We start from the raw sequence: 20,170 nt of genomic DNA on the forward strand, positions 1-20,170 counted from the left end.
TGGGGGCAACTTTGGGGGCAACTGATGAATCGACTTTCAGTTAAGGCCTTTAAAAATGCGCGTTTAGACGGAAAATTCGATAGCTGTACCACCACCATAGAATCAAGAAGTTGCGAAGCCCGGCCAAGTGCCGGGCTTTTTCGTAACAGCGTGGTAACAGCAACCCTTGCGCCATTTATCTCACTCCCCAGGTTCTCTTTGTCGCAGGCTTACTGCCTGTATGAGGAGGGGATATGGCAAGAGCGCAATATTTCGTCGTGCATCACCAGGGCCAATGGAAGATTTCATTCGATGGAAAGCATTACGGCCCCTACGACACGCAGAAGGCAGCGATCAAGGTCGCAGTAGAAACGGCTCATACCTCGGGGAAGAACGGCCACGACGCTCAGGTTTTGGTGCAGGGAACGGACAGTAAATTCCGCACTGAGTGGACATACGGCAATGACCCGTATCCGCCAAAGGGCTAATGACTTTTTCGCCTGGTAGAAACGGGCGAAACGCGCCTGCTTTGGGTGCAGGGTGTCGGTTCGAGCCCGTCTCGGGACAAGTAAGATCGCCGGCGGTATCAACCGACCGGAATGTCGTCGTCGACGTAGAGGAACCCGCCAAGCACGATATCGGCGTCTTCTGCGGAGGGACCATGAGCCGCGCTCCTTTACTGGCCGCGCGCGGCGCTGCACTACCGAGCCCGCCTGCAATCCGCTGTACATCGGGCCAGAGCGCGACGCGAGCTTGTGCTGCGACGGTGGAAACGGCAGCACTCACGCCCTGCTGCACGCGCTGGTTGATCCGAGACGTCCCCCCGCGTTCAGTAGCAGGCGGTTTTGGAATCCGAGGTTAATGTAACGGCCTTTGCGGCCAACTGCTTTGCATAGCTGGCGGGCGTCAGTCCGCCGAGCGCTTTCTTCGGTCGCTCCTCGTTGTACTCACGGACCCAGGCGTTGATCACCGCCTGCGCGTGCGCGAGGCTGACGAACCAGTGCTCGTTGAGGCATTCATCGCGCAGGCGTCCGTTGAAAGATTCGACGTAGGCGTTCTGATTGGGCTTGCCCGGTTCGATCTGTCGCAGCGTGACGCCGTTTCGATGTGCCCAGGTCAGCATGGCCTTGCCGATCAGTTCGCGGCCGTTGTCCGAGCGGATCACCGACGGCTTGCCGCGACGCGCGCAAACTTCGTCGAGCATCCGCGTGAGCTGGTGGCCGCCGATGCTGTGCTGAGCCATCACGGCAACCGCTTCGTGCGTCGCGTCGTCGACGATGACCAGACACTTGAGCGCGCGACCCGATGCGATCCGGTCGAAGATGAAATCGATCGACCAGATCTCGTTCGCCGCGCTGGGACGGATCAGCGGCTGACGGTTCGCTGGCGGTACCTTCTTTCGGCGACGCCGGCGCACATGCAGTTTCTCCAGTGCGTACAGCCGATCCACGCGCTTGTGGTTCACCTGCAGGCCATCCTGCCGCAGCTTCAGGTAGATCATCTCCGCGCCGTAACGCCGATATTTCTGCGCCAGCGCCACGATCTTCCGCCGAAGATCGACGTTGCGGTCCGGCGCTGGCACGTAGCGCAGCGAACTGGCACTCATGCCGATCGCCGTCAGCGCACGTCGCTCTGTCAGTCCCAGCGATTTCATCTCCCACACCGCCTCGCGTCGAGCCGGTGCGGTCATCACTTTTTTCGCAGAACCTCACGGATCACCTCCGTTTCCAGAAGGCTCTCCGCCAGCATCTTCTTCAGTCGCGCGTTCTCGACTTCCAGCGCCTTCAGCCGTTTGGCATCCGACACGTCCATGCCGCCGAACTTGCTCCGCCACAGGTAGTAGCTGGCGTCCGAGAACCCGTGCCGCCGGCACAGCTCCTTGATCGGCACGCCGGCATCCGCTTCCTTCAGAAATCCGATGATCTGCTCTTCGCTGAACCGCTTCTTCACGTCCAATCTCCTTGATGTCAGGGATTGGATTCCAAACCGGGCCGCTACTCAACTACGGGGGGACGTCGGATCTCATGGATGATCTGGCCATCGCTGAGCCGGCGTGTGTTCACAGCGACGCCGACATGATCGTTGAACGTGATCGCGACCCCGTCCGCGCCTGAGCCGGAGGCAGGAGGAGCTGTCGAGCTTGCTGGCTCAACGACGCCCGATTGCGATCCCATCATCAGTAGCGTCTTGTTCCCGTAGCGCAGCAACGCGGGATTTCCAGGCTCGGCGACTTCGTACATGCCGCCTGCAGAGACCGCGCCACCATCGGCGCCCGCTGAACTGCATGGATCTGATTTGCTGGACCTGCGCGAGTTGGAATGCCACGGCCGCCATCGCTGTGAATTCTCACGCAAAACTGAGCAGGTACAGGGCGCTCTGATCACGTAAAACTGAGCAGGCGCCAGACTCCTCTTCGAGACGATCGAAGGGGGATACCTGGAGTGCTATGCGTGGAGACGCTTGGCAAGATTCGGCGGTGGCATCGAATCGACAAACTCTCGATCACTGTAATTTCTTACAGGTTACGTCGGAGGTCTAGAGGGAAAGACTCGGAATGCCGTCGCGAGTCCCCAGGGACTCTTCGGCGGACATCCCTCCATTAGCCCCATCCTCCGGGGCTTTTTTTCTTCGACCGCGAGGCTCGGAATGCGGGCGATGGCCACTCGGGAGAAGGCACGCGGGCGGCGGCGGCTCAGCTGACACGCGAATCGTTCAGCCGACCGGGTGCACGCTGACGTCTCCACGGAAGGAGATTCGTCATGACGCTCGGAACCATTCTGCTGATCATCCTGATTCTGGCTCTACTCGGCGTGCTGCCAGTGTTTCCGCACAGCCGGGCCTGGGGGTATGGCCCCTCGGGCGGCCTGCTGGTTGTCGTCATCATCGTGGCGGTGCTGCTGTTCGGTGGGGTGGTCTAAGCCCATGAACATCAGGATTCAGTTCCTGGGCGCGATGGCCCGACTGGCGGGCGAAGACGAACGAACAATCGAGGTGCCGAATCCGGCTACGGTCGCCGACGCGGTTCAGAAACTGGCCGCCGATCCTGCAATTGCCGGAGCGCTTGCGAGCTGCACGTATTCCGTCGCCGGGAGCCCCGTGGGCGCGAGCTACTTGCTTCGGGAAGGTGGCGAACTCGTTTTGTCGCGCGACTGAGTCAGGTGCGCCGAACGTCCGACCTCAGGGGGTGAGGGTGCCGAGCAGCGCCTTGCCATCGTTTGTGTAATCGATGAACTCGTACGATGAAAGGTGCTCCTGCGGTTCCTCGAGCATGCTCTGGAAGCCGGTTCCGGCGGCGGCACCGTGGTGAGTCTTTGCGACTACGAAAGCAAGGTCCCGCTTTTGCGATCGTGCTCTGAACATTACGTTGGACTCTTTGCCGAAGGAGCGTGCTCCCTTGGCGGCGATGTCCATGAACTGCGCCTGGTCATAGCTGTCCACGACTATGGCCTGGGTGGCGCCGAAGGCATCGCGCAGGGACGGATCGAGGCATTGATCGATAAGCCCACTGGCCTGCGCCTGCGAGCATGCGACCACCGGTGCGTTCAGCAGCAGCTCGTAGCCTTCGTGCGACTGCGGGTTGAACGTGAACATGCTCGTCGTGGCCTTCGAATCCGCAGGTGTGGCGAGAATCACCGGAAAGCTGCGCCGGTCACGTAGCGCGCGGATCATTTCCTGGCTGGTGTAGCACTCGGGCGCCCCAGTACGCTGGCCGATGCCTTTGGCCGCCTCATATCGTCCGGGTTTGCAGCCGGCCCCGAAAGGATCCTGGGCCTGGACCAAGCAGGGCAATAGAGGAAGCAGGCATACAGCGATCGGTACAACTCGCATCCGAACCTCGTATCGATGATTCGCCGGAACCCCCCAGTTTCTAGGGAGCCGGGGTATAGGGCGACGACGGTGCGTCGCCAAGTGGGCGGAACGCAGAGGGCGCTGGAAGCGTGAGGCCAGAAACGCCAAGGCCCGACGACAGTTTGTCATCGGGCCCGTGTTCTCCCCCCGCACCTTGCTTCCGTCGTAGCGGAAGTTCTTTAAGGCGGGATTCAGCGGTTATGCCTATGCCCGCAATCAGCTGGGTGGATTGTGTCAGCTGCGGTGAACCAGGGCAAACGTAAAATTGTCTTTCGAATCCTGGTGTTGAAAAAACTAGGCCTTTTGGACTATTTACCTTTCAGTAAGTTTGTCTATACTGCACCGCAACATGAGTCGTTAGAGCTGCTTCCAGGCTCCGATTCATAACCAGTCTCCTCCAGAAGGGCCACGCGCCCTTCTCGCACTTTGGCCCCCTACTCGGGGGCTTCTTTTTGCCCGCTGTTTCTGCCGTCATGGCGCCTGCGCCGCTTGCTGCTCGCACAATACGCATTCGAGAGATTCGCCGAGCTTGGAAAGGCGACCGGCCTGCGTCGTCACCCACGGGCGGTTGATCCATGGCGGATCGTGGCGGACATGCTGGCCGTGGCCGCATTCGAGCAGTGCGACCCAATGCCGCTCTTCATCCTGCCGATAACCCACGATGCGTCGCTTCATGCCGTTCCGGGTTCGGGGCTGCGCCGTGCCATTGCGCGCACAAAAAAGCGGTCGCCGGGTGGACCGGCGACCGCGGGTAACGGCTTGCAGCCGATCAGGCCGGTCAAGCGGCCTTGGCGACCGGCACCGGCAGGCGGATCAGGTAGTCGAAGGCCGATAGCGCCGCCTTCGAGCCTTCGCCCATCGCGATCACAATCTGCTTGTACGGCACCGTGGTGACGTCGCCAGCCGCGAACACGCCCGGAATCGAGGTCTGGCCCTTGGCGTCGATCACGATCTCGCCGCGATTGCTGAGCTCCAGCGTGCCCTTGAGCCACTCGGTGTTCGGCACCAGGCCGATCTGCACGAAGATACCTTCGAGCTCGATGTGCTTGACCTCATTGCTGATGCGGTCCTTGTAAGTCAGGCCGTTGACCTTGGAACCGTCGCCGGTCACCTCGGTGCTCTGCGCGCTCACGATCACGCCGACGTTCGGCAGGCTGTGCAGCTTGCGCTGCAGCACCGCGTCGGCCCGCAGCTGGCTGTCGAACTCGATCAAGGTCACGTGCTCGACGAGGCCCGCGAGGTCGATCGCCGCTTCGACTCCGGAATTACCGCCGCCGATCACGGCCACGCGCTTGCCCTTGAACAGCGGGCCATCGCAATGCGGGCAGTACGCCACGCCCTTGTTGCGATATTCCTTCTCGCCCGGCACGTTCATCTCGCGCCAGCGGGCGCCGGTCGAGATGACCACCGACTTGGCCCTGAGCGCCGCGCCGCTTTCGAGCTTGATCTCGATCATGTCGTCGCCGCGCACGAGGCTCTTGGCGCGCTGCAGGTTCATCACGTCGACGCCGTAGCTGTCGACGTGCGCTTCGAGTTCGGCCGCGAGCTTCGGACCCTGGGTTTCCTTCACCGAGATGAAGTTTTCGATACCCATGGTGTCCTGCACCTGGCCACCGAAACGCTCGGCGACGACGCCGGTGCGAATGCCCTTGCGCGCCGCGTAGATCGCAGCCGAAGCACCGGCCGGGCCACCGCCGACGATCAGCACGTCGTAGGGCTCGCGCTCGTTGAGCTTGGCGGCTTCGCGTGCCGAAGCGCCGGTGTCGATCTTGGCCAGGATGTCTTCCACGCCCATGCGGCCGCTCGCGAAAGCCTGGCCGTTCAGCAGCGTGCACGGCACGGTCATGATGCCGCGCTTCTCCACTTCTTCCTGGAACACGCCGCCGTCGATCATTTCGACGTGGATGTTCGGATTCAGCAGAGCCATCACGTTGAGCGCCTGTACGACTTCCGGGCAGTTGTGGCAGGACAGCGAGATGAAGGTTTCGAAGCGGAATTCGCCCTCGACGTTCTTCACCTGCTCGATCAGCTCGGGGTCGAGCTTCGGCGCCACGCCGCCGACCTGCAGCAACGCGAGCACGAGCGAGGTGAACTCGTGCCCCATCGGGATGCCCGAGAAGCGGATGTCGATCGCGCCATCCGGGCGGCCCAGCGAGAACGACGGCTTGCGGTGCGCATCGTCCGTGCTCTCGCTGAGCCTGAATTTGGGGGAGAGGTCTTGCAGATCGTGCAGAAGCTCCAGCATCTCGCGCGATTTGTCGCCGCCATCGACGGAGGCAACGATCTCGACCGTTTCCGTGAGTTTTTCGAAGTGACCCTGCAGCTGGGTCTTCAGATTGGCGTCCAACATGGGAGACCTCTTTGTTCGGTTGATGCAGAAAGTTGAGTCTTGGGAATCTTTGAAAGTCCCTCTCCCGCTTGCGGGAGAGGGTGGTCCGCAGGACCGGGAGAGGGGAGGCTTGGAAAGTGCACGCACTTTGCTCAAAGCCCCTCTCTCCCCTCGCTGCGCGAGGGACTCTCTCCCGCGAGCGGGAGAGAGGAACCGCAGCCGGCTTAGATCTTGCCGACCAGATCGAGCGACGGAGCGATGGTCTTGGCGCCTTCCTTCCACTTGGCCGGGCAGACCTGGCCCGGGTTGGCGGCGGTGTACTGCGCGGCCTTGAGCTTGCGCAGTGTTTCCGTCACGTCGCGGGCGATTTCGTTGCTGTGGATTTCGAGCGTCTTGATCACGCCGTCCGGGTTGACGACGAAGGTGCCGCGCAGGGCCAGGCCTTCTTCTTCGATGTGCACGCCGAAGCCGCGCGTCAGCACGTGCGTCGGGTCGCCGACGAGCGGGAACTTGGCCTTGCCGACCGCCGGCGAGGTTTCGTGCCAGACCTTGTGCGAGAAGTGGGTGTCGGTGGTGACGATGTAGACCTCGGCGCCGAGCTTCTGGAATTCGGCGTAGTTCTCGGCGGCGTCTTCGACTTCGGTCGGGCAGTTAAACGTGAAAGCCGCCGGCATGAAGATGAAGACCGACCACTTGCCCTTGACGCTCTCGCTGCTCACTTCGACGAACTTGCCGTTGTGGAAAGCCTGGGCCTTGAAAGACGGGATTGGAGTGTTGATCAGCGACATGTTCGTAACGTCCTCTGTTGAGTGGTTTGGTGCATTGCGGGAGCAAGCCTAACGCCCGTCGATCATTGGCGAAAGTTGTAATTTTTTCGCTGATCGATTGAGTCGGGCTATCGTCTGGCGGCCACGCTTCATTCCCGTGGGGGCAAAAGGGCCGATCACAAGCACCCTTCATCGAACGGTCAAAAAAGAGCCCGTTCATCCGCCCCATAAGCTAAAATCGCGCCCCCTTCTCAAGACCGGGCACGCAAACCCGGGGAGTGCGGAGATGTCCGCTGCACTGAAAATCGACCAGTTCAGCCTGATGGACGACAGCGAATGCGATGCCCGCATCGCCGCCGCCAAGGCCATTCTCGGCAAGCGCCTCGCGATCCTGGGTCATCACTACCAGCGCAACGAGGTGTTCAAGCACGCCGATTTCACCGGCGATTCGCTCAAGCTCTCGCAGCTGGCGGCCGACTCGGACGCGGAGTTCATCGTCTTCTGCGGCGTCCACTTCATGGCCGAGGTCGCCGACATCCTGACCTTTGGCCAGCGCAACGTGATCCTGCCGGACCTTGCGGCGGGCTGTTCGATGGCCGACATGGCCAACCTCGTCAAGGTCAAGAAGTGCTGGGAGGAGATTTCCCAGCTGCTCGACCCGGACGAGCACGTCACGCCGGTCACGTACATCAATTCGGCGGCCGACCTGAAGGCCTTCTGCGGCAGCCACGGCGGCATCGTCTGCACCAGCTCCAATGCGCGTGCGGTGCTCGAATGGAGCTTTGCGCGCCGCGAGAAGATCCTGTTCTTCCCGGACCAGCACCTGGGACGCAATACCGGCCTCAAGATGGGCATTCCGCTCGAGCAGATGGTCACCTGGGATTTCATGAAGCCCCGCGGCGGCCTGACCGACGAGCAGATCAGGAACGCCAGGATGATCCTCTGGAAGGGCTTCTGCTCGGTCCACCAGATGTTTCAGCCGGCGCACATCGACAACTTCCGCAAGAACACGCCGAACGGGCTCGTCATCAGCCACCCCGAGAACGCCTACGAGGTTTGCCAGAAGAGCGATTTCGTCGGCAGCACCGAATACATCCTGCGCACGGTCCGGGCTTCCGAGCCCGGCACGCAATGGCTGGTCGGCACCGAGCTGAACCTCGTCAATCGCCTGGCCGACGAGATGAAGCCGCGCGGCGTGAACGTGCAGTTCATGAGCCCGACCGTCTGCATGTGCTCGACCATGTTCCGCACCGACCCGCAGCACCTGGCCTGGGTGCTCGACAACATCGTCTCCGGCAACGTCGTCAACCGCATCCGCGTGCGCGAAGACGTGGCCGATCCGGCGCGTAAGGCGCTGAATTTGATGCTGGAAGTTGTGGATTGATTTTGCTGTTCCCCTCTCCCACGCGAGTGGGAGAGGGTGGCGCGTAGCGCCGGGTGAGGGAGCGCCGTTTGCAAAAGGTCTTCCCTCACCCCCAACCCCTCTCCCGCTCACGCGGGAGAGGGGAGTACCACCTAGCCCCGAGATCGCTTGAACCCATGTGGACCAAAGCCCCCAGCCTCACCCAGTACGATCCTGAGCTCGCAGCCGTCATCGGTGCCGAGGCCCAGCGTCAGGAACACCACATCGAGCTGATCGCCTCGGAGAACTATGCCTCGCCGGCGGTGATGCAAGCCCAGGGTTCGCAGCTCACCAACAAGTACGCCGAAGGCTATCCGGGCAAGCGCTACTACGGCGGCTGCGAGCACGTCGACGTCGCCGAACAGCTCGCCATCGATCGCCTCAAGCAGGTCTTCGATTGCGACTACGCCAACGTGCAGCCGCACTCGGGCGCGCAGGCGAATGCCGCGATCTTCCTCGCGCTGGTGAACCCGGGCGACACCGTCATGGGCATGAACCTCGCCCAGGGTGGCCATCTCACGCACGGCAACCCGGCGAACTTCTCGGGCAAGCAGTACAAGATCGTGCCGTATGGCCTCGACACCGAGACCGGCCTGATCAACTACGACGAGATGGAGCGCATCGCGCTCGAAACCAAGCCGAAGATGCTGATCGGCGGTTTCTCGGCGTATTCGCGAGTGAAGGACTGGAAGCGCATGCGCGAGATCGCCGACAAGGTCGGCGCGTATTTCTGGGTCGACATGGCGCATGTCGCCGGCCTGGTCGCCGCGGGCGAATACCCGAGCCCGCTGCCGTACGCGCACGTCGTCACGTCCACCACGCACAAGACCCTGCGCGGCCCGCGCGGCGGCATCATCCTCACGAAGGGCCAGCCGGAAGACTTCAACAAGAAATTCCAGTCGGCCGTGTTCCCGGGAATCCAGGGTGGCCCGCTGATGCACGTGATCGCGGCCAAGGCCGTCGCGTTCAAGGAAGCGCTCGACCCTAGCTTCAAGACCTACCAGAAGCAGGTCGTCGCCAATGCGCGCGCGATGGCCGGCGTGCTGCTCGAACGCGGCTACAAGGTGGTGTCCGGCGGCACCGACAACCATCTGTTCCTGCTCGACCTGATCGCCAAGAACGTGACCGGCAAGGACGCCGAAGCGCTGTTGGGCCGCGCGCACATCACGGTCAACAAGAACTCGGTGCCGAACGATCCGAAATCCCCGTTCGTAACGAGTGGCCTGCGCCTGGGTTCGCCGGCATCGACGACGCGCGGATTCAAGGAGGCGGAGATGCAGCAGGTGGCGAACTGGATCGCCGATCTGGTCGACACGCTGTCGGTCGGTGGCGACATTGAAGCCGCAGCGGCCAAGGTGCGCGAGGAAGTGTCGGCGCTTTGTGCTCGGTTTCCGGTTTACGCAAAGCCGTGAGACGGGAAACGAGAGACGGGAGACGTAACGGCAGTTCAGCCGTGACGGGAGGGCGTGCGCCTTTTGCTTTCCGTCTCTCGTCTCTCGTCTCCCGTCTCCCGGCGTAAAAGCCCATGCAATGTCCCTTCTGCAAAGCCCCCGACACGCGAGTCATCGACTCGCGCCTTGCCGAGGACGGCTCGCAGGTGCGGCGGCGGCGCGAGTGCCCGGTCTGCTTCGGGCGCTTCACGACGTTCGAAAAGGCGCAGCTGGCGACGCCGAACGTCATCAAGCGCAGCGGCGACCCCGAGCCGTTCCGCGAGGACAAGCTGCGCCAGGGCATCGAGCACGCGATCTACAAGCGCCCGGTGTCACCCGAAATGGTCGATCACGCGGTCGAAAGCATCATGCGCAAGATGCGCGCGACCGGTGAGCGCGAAGTGCCTTCGCGGCAGGTCGGCGAATGGGTGATGGAAGAGCTGCGCGATCTCGACCACGTGGCTTACGTGCGTTTTGCCTCGATCTACCGCAGCTTCCAGGACGTCAACGCTTTCCGCGAAGAAATCGAAGCGCTGCAGAAGTTGCCCACGGCCGAGCAGCGCAAGCTGCAGCTGCCGCTGATCGACAGCACCGACAAGACGCCGCGCAAGCGCCAGAGCTGACGCCCGCGGCCGTCGCTCAGAAGTTTCAATTTGAACGCCCTCGATCCCGCTCACATGGCCCGCGCCCTGCAGCTTGCAGCGCTCGGCCGGCTGAGCACATTCCCGAATCCGCGCGTCGGCGCGGTGGTGGTTTCGCCTGATGGTGAGATCGCCGGCGAGGGTTGGCATCAACGTGCCGGCGAGGCGCATGCGGAAGTCTTCGCGCTGCGTGCAGCGGGCGAGCGCGCCCGCGGTGCCGATCTCTACGTCACGCTCGAACCCTGCTCGCATCATGGCCGCACGCCGCCGTGCGCCGATGCGGTGATCACCGCCGGAGTCCGGCGTGTGATCGTGGCGATGCGGGATCCGAATCCGCTGGTTTCGGGGCGTGGGCTCGATCGCCTGCGCGCGGCCGGCATCGTCGTCGAAACCGGCGTCATGCAGGCCGCGGCTTTGAACCTCAATCGCGGCTTCGTCTCGCGCATGGAGCGCGGCCGGCCATTCGTCACGCTCAAGCTCGGTGCGAGCCTCGACGGACGCACGGCGACGGCGAGCGGCGAATCGCAGTGGATCACCTCGTCCGAGGCGCGCGCGGACGTGCATCGCCTGCGCGCCGAAGCCGGCGCGGTGCTGACGAGTTCGGAAACCGTGCTTGCGGACGATCCGCAGCTGACGGTCCGTGAGTTCGCATCTGCTGTTCCCCTCTCCCGCTCGCGGGAGAGGGTGGCGCCGCAGGCGCCGGGAGAGGGGCAGCCCGAAAAGTTGGGCGCTCATTCTGACTCGACCCTCTCCCCCCGGCTGCGCCGGGACCCTCTCCCGCAGGCGGGAGAGGGGACAATCTTTTTGCGCCAGCCCGATCGCATCGTGCTCGATTCGTCGGCGCGTGTGCCGGCGAATGCGAAAGTCTGGAGTTCCGGCGCCCGTCGCTTCTGGGTGTCGACGCGCGATTCGGCGACGGCTCCCGAAGGCGTCGAGCTACTGACCGTTCCCGCGGATACCGATGGCCGCGTCGATCTGCCGGCCGCATTCGCCGCGCTCGGCACCGCCGCCGTCAACGAAGTGCTGGTCGAATGCGGCCCGCGTCTGGCGGGCGCGCTGTTGCAGGCGAAGCTCGTCGACGAACTGCTGGTCTACCTCGCGCCCTCGCTGCTCGGCAGCGAGGCCCGCGGGCTCGCCGCGTTGCCGGGCCTGGCAAGGCTCGATCAGCGCCTGCGCCTGCGCTACACCGACGTCCGGCAGATCGGACCCGATCTCAAGATCACCGCAGTACCCGAAGAGGGCTGAAACCATGTTCACCGGCATCGTCGAATCCGTGGGCCGCATCAGCGCGATCGAGCGCATCGGGGGCGATCGCCGCATGCGTTTCGAATCGTCCGACGGCTATCTGGCCGGCATCGGGCTCGGCGACAGCATCGCCTGCAACGGCGTCTGCCTGACCGCGGTGAAGTTGTACGAGCAGGGCTTCGACGCCGACCTGTCGGCCGAAACGCTCAACGCGACCACGGCCGGCGGCTGGACACAGGGGCAGGGCATCAACCTCGAGAAGGCGCTCACTGCGAACAAGCCGCTCGGCGGCCATATGGTCTCGGGGCACGTCGACGGCGTCGGCCACCTGGTCGAACGGCACGAGGACGCTCGCTCCTGGCGCATGACGCTCGAAGCGCCTGCGAGCATCGCACGCTACATCGCGCGCAAGGGCTCGATCACCATCAACGGGGTCAGCCTGACCGTGAACGAGGTCGAGGGCTGCCGCTTTGGAGTTAACATCATTCCGCAAACCCTGACCCACACCACGCTCGGCGCACTGGCCGCCGGCGACACGGTGAACCTCGAAGTGGATCTGGTTGCACGTTATCTGGAACGCCTGCTGTCCTTCCGTGCGGGCGAGGAGAAGTAAGTCATGAGCACCGCCGTTAAAAATCCCCCTGCGAACGAACCGATCCGCGAGCGCGGGCTGCATTCCATCGAAGAGATCATCGCCGACTTCAAGGCCGGCAAGATGGTCGTGCTGATGGATGACGAAGATCGCGAGAACGAGGGCGACATCGTCATGGCCGCCGAAAAAGTGCGGCCCGAGGACATCAACTTCATGGCCCGCTTCGCGCGCGGCCTGATCTGCCTGACGCTGTCGGACCAGCGCTGCAAGCAGCTGCGCCTGCCGCCGATGGTCACCGACAACGGGGCGCAGTTTTCCACCGCGTTCACGGTCTCGATCGAAGCCGCGCAGGGCGTGACCACGGGCATCTCGGCCTACGACCGCGCGCACACGATCCGCACCGCGGTCAAGCGCGACGCCAAGCCCGAAGACCTCGTGCAGCCCGGCCACATCTTTCCGCTGACCGCGCAGCCCGGCGGCGTGCTCGCGCGCGCGGGCCACACCGAAGCCGGTTGCGATCTCGCGCGTCTGGCCGGCCTGGAACCGGCCGCGGTGATCTGCGAGATCCTCAATGAGGACGGCAGCATGGCGCGCCGCCCGGACCTCGAAGTGTTCGCGCGCGAGCACGACCTCAAGATCGGCACGATCGCGGACCTGATCCGCTATCGCCTCGACAACGAGCACACCGTCGAGCGCGTCGCTGAAACCACGGTGAAGACCGAGTTCGGCGATTTTCGTCTCGTCACCTTCCAGGACACGGTCGACAACACCGTTCACCTGGCGATGGTGAAGGGCCACATCAAGCCGCAGACGCCGACGCTCGTTCGCGTGCACATCCGCAACACGCTGGCCGACGTGCTCGGCATCGAGCACGAGCATTTCGCCTGGCCGCTCAAGCGCGCGCTCAAGCGCATCGCCGACGAAGGGCAGGGCGTGCTGGTGCTGCTGCGCCGCCCCGAATCGCCGCGCGAACTCGTGCAGCAGATCGTCGGCCTGCACAAGAACGCGATCCCGGATATCGAGCACGGCCCGCACGATCCGCAGGTGCTGCGCACCTACGGCATCGGCGCGCAGATCCTGTCGGACGTCGGCGTGCGCAAGATGCGCGTGCTGTCGGCGCCCAAGCGCATGCAGGGCATCGCCGGCTTCGGCCTCGAAGTGGTCGAATACGTGGCCTGCGACTGATGAGCACTTCGCAAATTCCCGGCAAGACCGGCTACAGCGCCGAACGCCCGCAAGGGCTGGATGCCTCGAGCCTGCGCATCGGCATTCTGGCCACGCAGTGGAACCTCGACATCGTCGACGCGCTGGTCAAAGGCGCCTACGAATGCCTGCAGGATTGGGGCGTGGCGCCCGAACGCATTCGCGAATTCCGTGCGCCCGGCGCGTATGAATTGCCGCTCGCGGCCGAGCGCATCCTGGCCGGCGGCTACGATGGGGTGGTCGTGCTCGGTGCGGTCATTCGCGGCGATACGCCGCATTTCGATTTCGTCGCCGGCGAATGCTCGCGCGGCCTGATGGACGTGCAGCTCAAGCACGGCAAGCCGGTGGGTTTCGGCGTGCTGACGGTCAACACCTCGCAGCAGGCGCACGATCGCGCCGGGCCGGGCAAGACGAACAAAGGTTATGAAGCCGCGGCGGCGGTACTCGACATGATCCGCCTGATCAGGAGCGTGTCTTGACCGACCAGTTGCCTCAGAGCCGCCGCGGACTCGCGCGCCGGCTGACCGTGCAGGCCTTGTACCAGTGGCTCGTCAACGAGACGCAGCCCGACGCGCTGCTCAAGCAGTTCCGCGAACAGCCCGAAGGGCTGGGCCGCGCCGATGGCGACTACTTCACCGAGCTGCTCAAGGGCGTGGTCGACCAGGCGCCGGAACTGACGATGGCGATCGTGCCGCACATCGATCGCCCGCTGTCGCAGCTCGATCCGGTCGAGCACGCGGTGCTGCTGCTCGGCGCCTACGAGCTCACGCACAAGATCGAAGTGCCATGGAAGGTCGTGGTCAACGAGTCGGTCAACCTGGCCAAGGTGTTCGGCGCCGAAGAGGGCTACAAGTTCGTCAACGGCGTGCTCGACAAGCTCGCGCGCGACGCGCGCGGGCGGGAGATCGGGGCTTGAGATTTTTGCCCTCTCCCGCTTGCGGGAGAGCCGTCGTGGTGGAATTGGTAGACACGCTATCTTGAGGGGGTAGTGGCGAAAGCTGTGCGAGTTCGAGTCTCGCCGACGGCACCACGCGGTGGCTGAACTCAGCGCTCGTATCCGACCTCGCTCCCTCACCCCCGGCCCCTCTCCCGCACGCGGGAGAGGGGAGTAGAAGATCGCGATGCCCATGGACGAATTCACCCTCATCCGCCGCCACTTCGCCACGCTCTCGCCGCCGCGCGAGGACGTGTCGTTGGGCATCGGCGACGACGCCGCGCTGCTGGCCATTCCGCCCGGCGAAGAGCTCGTCGTCACCAGCGACATGCTGATCGCGGGCCGGCATTTTCCGGCCGAGACCGCGCCGGCCGACATCGGCTGGAAAGCGCTCGCGGTGAACCTGTCCGATCTCGCCGCGATGGGCGCGCAGGCGCGCTGGTTCACGCTCGCGCTGAGTCTTCCCGAGGTCGACGAACAATGGCTCGTCGAATTCACCCGCGGCCTGCGCGAGCTCGCGCAGGCAACTGGCGTCGCGCTGGTCGGCGGCGACACCACGCGTGGTCCGCTGACACTGACGATCACCGCGCTCGGCACGGTGCCGGCCGGACAGGCGCTGCGCCGCTCCGGCGCGCGGCCCGGCGATGCGATCTTCGTCAGCGGGACGCTCGGTGACGCGGCGCTCGCGCTGCGTCATTGGCAGGGCGGATCGGCTGCGCGCACCGCGCGCGAAAAGCAGCTGCGCCAGCGCCTCGACCGGCCGACGCCGCGGCTTGCGCTCGGGCTCGCCTTGCGCGGAATCGCGAGCGCGGCGATCGATCTGTCCGACGGCCTGGCCGGCGATCTTGGCCACATCCTCGCGGCCAGTGGCGTCGGCGCGAGCCTGGATGCGCAGGCGCTGCCGATGTCGGACGCCTTCGCCGACCTGGTTCCCGATGCGCTGCGCGACGAGTTGCAACTGACCGGCGGCGACGACTACGAGCTCTGCGTCTGCGTGCCGCCGCAACACATCGAAGCGGCCGGACGGCTCGCGCTGACCCGCATCGGACGCATCGAGGCTGAACCCGGCCTGCGCCTGGTCGACGCGGAGGGCCGATCGCAGGCGTTCACATCGACCGGCTATCGTCACTTTCCATGAAACGCTCAATGACCCCGAACAAGCCCGGCGCGGCCCAGCGCCAGCGCCTCAAGCAGCAGGCCATTCCGCGCCCGCCCGCCGCCTTGATCCTGAGCACGCCGGTCCACCTGATCGCCTTCGGCTTCGGTTCCGGGCTCGCGCGCCACGCGCCCGGAACCTGGGGCACGCTCGCCGCGGTGCCGATTTTCCTGCTCGCCTCGGCGCTGCCGTTCTACGCCTATGCGGCGCTCTGTCTTGCCCTGTTCGTGCTCGGCTGCTGGGCCTGCGGGGAGAGCGCGCGGCTGCTGCAGGTCGAGGATTACCCGGGCTTCGTGTTCGACGAGATCGTCGGCTTCCTGCTTGCCGCGGCCCCGCTGGTGGCCTGGTTCGGCTTCTGGGAACCGGGCGTCTGGGTCGGCCTGCCGATCGCCTTTGGGCTGTTCCGGGTCTTCGACATCGTCAAACCCTGGCCGATCGGCTGGTTCGACCGCCAGGTTCACGGCGGGCTCGGGGTGATGCTCGACGACGTGCTGGCCGGCCTGTTCGTGGCGCTGATCGGGACAGCCGCGCTGTGGCTGCTGCGCGGGGCTCCGCCGCTGTAGCCGAAGCAGTGAATGCGGATTTCGATAGGATACTGTTTTAAGCGCCCACGATCCGTGGCGCCGCAAGACCTTGGCCTGGGCCCGAAGGCGATGGGATAATGGACGACTTGCGGATTACGCCAGGCGTCCCGCGTATCGATCGGGGCGGTCCCAGATATCGAGTCCTTTTGGAGTAAGCAATGTCAGAGCCCGTTGAGCGGGACGTAATGGAGTACGACGTCGTCATCGTCGGCGGTGGCCCGTCGGGCCTGTCGGCGGCGATCCGTCTGAAGCAGCTGGCCGAGAAAAATGGCCAGGAAATCAACGTCTGCCTTGTCGAGAAGGGCTCCGAGGTCGGCGCTCACATCCTCTCGGGTGCGGTGTTCGAGCCGCGCGCGCTCGATGAGCTGCTCCCGAACTGGAAGGAGCTCGGCGCTCCGCTCAACGCGCCGGTCAAGCGCGACGAGCTGCATTTCTTCTACAGCCCGCAGAAGTCGTTCCGCTTCCTCGACTTCATGATCCCGACGCCCATGCACAACCATGGGAACTACGTCATCTCGCTCGGCAATCTCTGCCGCTGGCTCGCCACGCAGGCCGAAGGCCTGGGCGTCGAAATCTATCCGGGCTTCGCGGCCCAGGAAGTGATCATCGAAGACGGCGCGGTTCGTGGCGTGCAGATCGGCGATCTCGGCGTCGGCCACAACGGCGAGCCCAAGGAGGGCGTCTACACGCCCGGCATGGAGCTGCGCGCCAAGTACACCCTGTTCGCCGAAGGTTGCCGCGGTCATCTCGGTAAGCGCCTGATCGAGAAGTACCAGCTTGCCAGCGAAGCCGATCCGCAGCACTACGCCATTGGTCTAAAGGAGCTCTGGGAAATCGACCCCAGCAAGCATGAACTCGGCCTGGTCGTGCACGGCGCGGGCTGGCCGCTGCAGACGCTCGGCACCGACAGCACCGGCGGCTCGTTCCTGTATCACCTCGAGAACAACCAGGTGGTCGTCGGCCTGATCGTCGATCTGTCGTACACCAATCCGTACCTGTCGCCGTTCGACGAGTTCCAGCGCTTCAAGCACCACCCGGTCGCCGCCAAGTATCTCGAAGGCGGCAAGCGGCTTTCGTACGGTGCGCGCGCGATCGTCAAGGGCGGCCTCAACTCGCTGCCCAAGCTGGTGTTCCCGGGCGGCGCGCTGATCGGCGACGATGCCGGCAAGCTCAACTTCGCCAAGATCAAGGGCAGCCACACGGCGATGAAGTCGGGCATGCTCGCGGCCGAGGCGATCGCCGAGAAGCTCCAGGCGGGTTCGGAAGGCGCCGACCTGCTGACCAACTATCCGGAGAAGTTCAAGGCCAGCTGGCTCTACGAGGAGCTCTACAAGAGCCGCAGCTTCGGAGCCGCGATCCACAAGTTCGGTGCGCTGATCGGCGGCACCATCAACTGGATCGAGCAGAACATCTTCGGCGGCAAGGCGCCCTGGCACTTACGCGATCTCAAGAAGGACCACGAGACGCTCAAGCTCGCCAAGGATTCCGAGAAGATCATCTACCCGAAGCCGGACGGCAAGCTGTCGTTCGACAAGCTGTCGTCGGTATTCCTGTCGAGCACGAATCACGAGGAAGACCAGCCGGTTCACCTCAAGCTCAAGGATCCGTCGATCCCGATCGACCAGAACCTGCCCAAGTACGACGAGCCCGCGCAGCGCTATTGCCCGGCCGGCGTCTACGAAGTGGTGACCGCTCCGACGGGTGGCAAGCGCTTTCAGATCAATGCGCAGAACTGCGTGCACTGCAAGACTTGCGACATCAAGGACCCGGCCCAGAACATCGTCTGGGTGGCGCCCGAAGGGACTGGCGGACCCAATTACGCCAACATGTAGGTTTCCATAGCCGTAGATCAGTGGGTAATCCCCCGGCTTTGCCGGGAGGACTGACGCAATGAAGGTGAAAGGCGCTCGGAGGATGCATGAGCGCCTGACCCCAGAAACTTTGAAGCCGAGCGAGAGACAGAATGAAAGCATTGGTGAGCGTGAAGCGAGTGGTGGACTACAACGTCCGCGTGCAGGTGAAGTCGGATGGCAGCGGTGTGGTGACGGATGGCGTCAAGCACTCGATGAACCCGTTCGACGAAATCGCGATGGAAGAAGCGGTTCGTCTGCGTGAGAAGGGCAAGATCACCGAGATCGTCGCGGTGACGATCGGTGGCGCCAAGAACGAAGAAACGCTGCGTTCGGCGCTGGCGTTCGGCGCGGATCGCGCCATCCACATCAAGGAAGAAGGCGAAGTGCAGCCGCTGTCGGCCGCGCGCGCGTTCGCCGCAGTGCTCAAGAAGGAAGGCGCGGACGTGTTCCTGGCCGGCAAGCAGGCCATCGACGACGACGCCAACCAGACCGGCCAGATGGTCGCCGCGCTGCTCGACATCGCCCAGGCGACGTTCGCCAGCAAGGTCGAGCTCGAAGCGGGCAAGGCCGTGGTGACGCGCGAAGTCGACGCCGGCCTCGAGACGCTCGAAGTGGACCTGCCGGCCGTCATCACCACCGACCTGCGCCTCAACGAGCCGCGCTACCTGAAGCTGCCGGACATCATGAAGGCCAAGAAGAAGCCGATCGAAACGGTCAGCTTCGCCGACCTCGGCGTCGAGAAGGCCGCCGCGCTGAAGGCCACCAAGACCGCCGCTCCGCCCAAGCGCAGCAAGGGCATCGTGGTGAAGTCGGTCGACGAACTCGTCTCGGCACTCAAGGGCAAAGGCCTGCTGTAGAAACTTCGCCCAAGCTACTGCGCTCGGCATCTCGCACGAGGGCGGTGCTCGGAATCCTCACGTGCCATCAGCACGCTCCGGTTCCTCCGCTCCGTCCTCGCACGATCTGCCATCGCTCGCAACGCTTGAACGAAGTTTCCCAAACTGGATAGAGAGAAAGCATGAGCAAGATTCTGGTCATCGGCGAAATCGCCGACGGTAAGTTGAACTCGGGCGTCGCCAAGGTCGTGGCGGCCGCCAAGCAGATCGGTGGCGAAGTGGTCGTGGCGCTGTTCGGCGCCGACGTCGCCGGCCCGGCGGACGAAGCCGCCAAGCTCGACGGCGTCAGCAAGGTGCTCAAGGTCGAGCGCGCCGAGAACAAGGACATCCTCGCGGCGACCTACGCCCCGCAGATCGTCGAACTCGCGGCCGGCTACAGCCACGTGCTGTTCCCGGGCACCGCCTTCGGCAAGGACACCGCCCCGCGCGTGTCGGCCAAGCTCGGCGTGCAGCAGATCTCGGACGTCATGGTGGCGCACAGCGCCACCAGCTTCGATCGTCCGACCTACGCCGGCAACGCGATCGTCACGGTGGAAGCTCCGGCTGCCCCGGCGATCGTCGCCACCGTGCGTCTGGCCTCGTTCACGGCGGTCGCTGCCACCGGCAGCGCCGCAGTCGAAGCCGCCAGCACGAGCGCCGCGCTGCCGACGCACACGCGTTTCGTGAAGCTCGAAGCGCAGAAGTCCGAACGCCCCGACCTGCAGGCCGCCAACAAGGTGGTTTCGGGTGGACGCGCACTCGGCAGCAGCGACAACTTCAAGGTCATCTACGACTTCGCCGACAAGATCGGCGCGGCCGTCGGTGCGAGCCGTGCGGCTGTGGACTCGGGCTACGTGCCGAACGATCTGCAGGTCGGCCAGACCGGCAAGATCATCGCGCCGGAACTGTACTTCGCGATCGGTATCTCGGGCGCGATCCAGCATCTGGCCGGTATCAAGGACGCCCGCACGATCGTGGCGATCAACAAGGACGCCGAAGCGCCGATCTTCGAAGTGGCCGATTTCGGCCTCGTCGGCGATCTGTTCCAGGTCGTGCCGGAGTTGCAGAGCAAGGTCTAAGCAGCTTCTGAAGTCGCGAGCCGCACCGGGCTTTGCACCGGTGCGGCTTTTGCGTTTCTTGGCATGGATGCCGAAATAAGTTTGGACCCAGGAGGTCAGTCGCCGTTCATCGCTGCGATTTCTCCCTTGATCGGTCCGGAGCTTGCATCAAGCTCCATGCGTGTTTGACTGAGCCTTCTCAGGACTGTCTTCTCGCTCGCTCACCATGGGGCGCGAGGGCGTGATTGCTCAGCGCCAATCCAATAAAAAATG

General features: G+C 64.1%; 22 protein-coding genes and 1 tRNA gene. 17 read left to right on the forward strand and 6 right to left on the reverse strand.

Annotation, left to right across the window (positions count from 1 at the left end; genetic code table 11):
• Positions 1-233: 233 nt before the first annotated feature.
• On the forward strand, positions 234-467 hold the full coding sequence (locus tag WQQ_RS14625) for a DUF2188 domain-containing protein (protein ID WP_007185989.1): 234 nt from the start codon (positions 234-236) through the stop codon (positions 465-467).
• A gap of 341 nt (positions 468-808) precedes the next feature.
• Here the strand turns inward: WQQ_RS14625 and WQQ_RS14630 are convergent.
• Positions 809-1,929, reverse strand: a protein-coding gene (locus WQQ_RS14630; protein ID WP_157534484.1) for an IS3 family transposase whose coding sequence is annotated in 2 segments (ribosomal slippage) — positions 809-1,671 and positions 1,671-1,929 — 1,122 coding nt in all. Because the reading frame shifts where the segments join, the coding sequence is not laid out codon by codon here.
• A gap of 44 nt (positions 1,930-1,973) precedes the next feature.
• Positions 1,974-2,219 carry a hypothetical protein gene (locus WQQ_RS23795; protein ID WP_192812980.1) on the reverse strand — a complete coding sequence of 82 codons (246 nt, stop codon included), beginning with the start codon at positions 2,217-2,219 and terminating at the stop codon, positions 1,974-1,976.
• A gap of 519 nt (positions 2,220-2,738) precedes the next feature.
• On the opposite strand from WQQ_RS23795, the gene WQQ_RS23800 reads away from it, so the two are divergent.
• Positions 2,739-2,897 carry a DUF3309 family protein gene (locus tag WQQ_RS23800; protein ID WP_007185990.1) on the forward strand — a complete coding sequence of 53 codons (159 nt, stop codon included), beginning with the start codon at positions 2,739-2,741 and terminating at the stop codon, positions 2,895-2,897.
• Between the two features lie 4 nt (positions 2,898-2,901).
• Entirely contained in the window at positions 2,902-3,132 is a 231-nt protein-coding gene (locus tag WQQ_RS14640) for a MoaD/ThiS family protein (RefSeq protein WP_040454184.1), read from the forward strand.
• A 24-nt stretch (positions 3,133-3,156) separates the two neighbouring features.
• On the opposite strand, the gene WQQ_RS14645 is transcribed toward WQQ_RS14640, so the two are convergent.
• The 4 genes from WQQ_RS14645 to ahpC all read right to left on the reverse strand — a co-directional run bounded on the left by WQQ_RS14645 (position 3,157) and on the right by ahpC (position 6,945).
• Positions 3,157-3,648 (reverse strand): hypothetical protein, encoded by a 492-nt coding sequence (locus tag WQQ_RS14645; RefSeq protein WP_157534700.1) that lies wholly within the window; start codon positions 3,646-3,648, stop codon positions 3,157-3,159.
• 651 nt (positions 3,649-4,299) lie between these two features.
• Positions 4,300-4,503 carry a DUF3565 domain-containing protein gene (locus WQQ_RS14650; RefSeq protein ID WP_007185993.1) on the reverse strand — a complete coding sequence of 68 codons (204 nt, stop codon included), beginning with the start codon at positions 4,501-4,503 and terminating at the stop codon, positions 4,300-4,302.
• A gap of 103 nt (positions 4,504-4,606) precedes the next feature.
• A complete protein-coding gene (gene ahpF / locus WQQ_RS14655) occupies positions 4,607-6,178 on the reverse strand; it encodes an alkyl hydroperoxide reductase subunit F (RefSeq protein WP_007185994.1) in 1,572 nt (523 codons plus the stop codon).
• A 203-nt stretch (positions 6,179-6,381) separates the two neighbouring features.
• The gene (gene ahpC / locus WQQ_RS14660; protein WP_007185995.1) at positions 6,382-6,945 is read right to left on the reverse strand and encodes an alkyl hydroperoxide reductase subunit C; all 564 of its coding nucleotides are present in this window, start codon (positions 6,943-6,945) and stop codon (positions 6,382-6,384) included.
• Positions 6,946-7,210: 265 nt separating this feature from the next.
• On the opposite strand from ahpC, the gene nadA reads away from it, so the two are divergent.
• From nadA to WQQ_RS14730, 14 genes are all read left to right on the forward strand, one after another.
• A complete protein-coding gene (gene nadA, locus WQQ_RS14665) occupies positions 7,211-8,308 on the forward strand; it encodes a quinolinate synthase NadA (protein WP_007185996.1) in 1,098 nt (365 codons plus the stop codon).
• Positions 8,309-8,463: 155 nt separating this feature from the next.
• A complete protein-coding gene (gene glyA / locus WQQ_RS14670; protein ID WP_007185997.1) occupies positions 8,464-9,738 on the forward strand; it encodes a serine hydroxymethyltransferase in 1,275 nt (424 codons plus the stop codon).
• 113 nt (positions 9,739-9,851) lie between these two features.
• A complete protein-coding gene (gene nrdR / locus WQQ_RS14675; RefSeq protein ID WP_040454185.1) occupies positions 9,852-10,379 on the forward strand; it encodes a transcriptional regulator NrdR in 528 nt (175 codons plus the stop codon).
• Positions 10,380-10,433: 54 nt separating this feature from the next.
• Positions 10,434-11,642, forward strand: a complete 1,209-nt coding sequence (ribD, locus tag WQQ_RS14680) for a bifunctional diaminohydroxyphosphoribosylaminopyrimidine deaminase/5-amino-6-(5-phosphoribosylamino)uracil reductase RibD (protein ID WP_007185999.1) — start codon at positions 10,434-10,436, stop codon at positions 11,640-11,642.
• A 4-nt stretch (positions 11,643-11,646) separates the two neighbouring features.
• On the forward strand, positions 11,647-12,255 hold the full coding sequence (locus WQQ_RS14685) for a riboflavin synthase (RefSeq protein ID WP_007186000.1): 609 nt from the start codon (positions 11,647-11,649) through the stop codon (positions 12,253-12,255).
• A 3-nt stretch (positions 12,256-12,258) separates the two neighbouring features.
• Positions 12,259-13,419, forward strand: a complete 1,161-nt coding sequence (ribBA, locus tag WQQ_RS14690) for a bifunctional 3,4-dihydroxy-2-butanone-4-phosphate synthase/GTP cyclohydrolase II (protein WP_007186001.1) — start codon at positions 12,259-12,261, stop codon at positions 13,417-13,419.
• Positions 13,419-13,916: a 6,7-dimethyl-8-ribityllumazine synthase gene (gene ribH, locus WQQ_RS14695; protein ID WP_007186002.1), complete on the forward strand. Its 498-nt coding sequence runs from the start codon at positions 13,419-13,421 to the stop codon at positions 13,914-13,916. Before ribBA ends, ribH begins: the two co-directional genes overlap by 1 nt.
• Positions 13,913-14,353: a transcription antitermination factor NusB gene (gene nusB / locus WQQ_RS14700; protein WP_007186003.1), complete on the forward strand. Its 441-nt coding sequence runs from the start codon at positions 13,913-13,915 to the stop codon at positions 14,351-14,353. The genes ribH and nusB overlap by 4 nt, the downstream gene beginning before the upstream one ends.
• Before the next feature lie 29 nt (positions 14,354-14,382).
• Positions 14,383-14,467 (forward strand) — tRNA-Leu (locus tag WQQ_RS14705).
• Between the two features lie 97 nt (positions 14,468-14,564).
• On the forward strand, positions 14,565-15,509 hold the full coding sequence (gene thiL, locus WQQ_RS14710; RefSeq protein ID WP_007186004.1) for a thiamine-phosphate kinase: 945 nt from the start codon (positions 14,565-14,567) through the stop codon (positions 15,507-15,509).
• Positions 15,510-15,517: 8 nt separating this feature from the next.
• A complete protein-coding gene (locus WQQ_RS14715; RefSeq protein WP_007186005.1) occupies positions 15,518-16,090 on the forward strand; it encodes a phosphatidylglycerophosphatase A family protein in 573 nt (190 codons plus the stop codon).
• 179 nt (positions 16,091-16,269) lie between these two features.
• Complete coding sequence (locus WQQ_RS14720; RefSeq protein WP_040454189.1) at positions 16,270-17,943, forward strand: electron transfer flavoprotein-ubiquinone oxidoreductase; 1,674 nt, start codon at positions 16,270-16,272, stop codon at positions 17,941-17,943.
• 131 nt (positions 17,944-18,074) lie between these two features.
• Complete coding sequence (locus WQQ_RS14725; RefSeq protein ID WP_040454190.1) at positions 18,075-18,821, forward strand: electron transfer flavoprotein subunit beta/FixA family protein; 747 nt, start codon at positions 18,075-18,077, stop codon at positions 18,819-18,821.
• A 161-nt stretch (positions 18,822-18,982) separates the two neighbouring features.
• Positions 18,983-19,918, forward strand: coding sequence for an electron transfer flavoprotein subunit alpha/FixB family protein (locus tag WQQ_RS14730; protein ID WP_007186008.1), 936 nt, complete (start codon positions 18,983-18,985; stop codon positions 19,916-19,918).
• The last annotated feature ends 252 nt before the right edge of the window (positions 19,919-20,170 follow it).

Source organism: Hydrocarboniphaga effusa AP103 (assembly GCF_000271305.1).
Taxonomy (GTDB): domain Bacteria; phylum Pseudomonadota; class Gammaproteobacteria; order Nevskiales; family Nevskiaceae; genus Hydrocarboniphaga; species Hydrocarboniphaga effusa.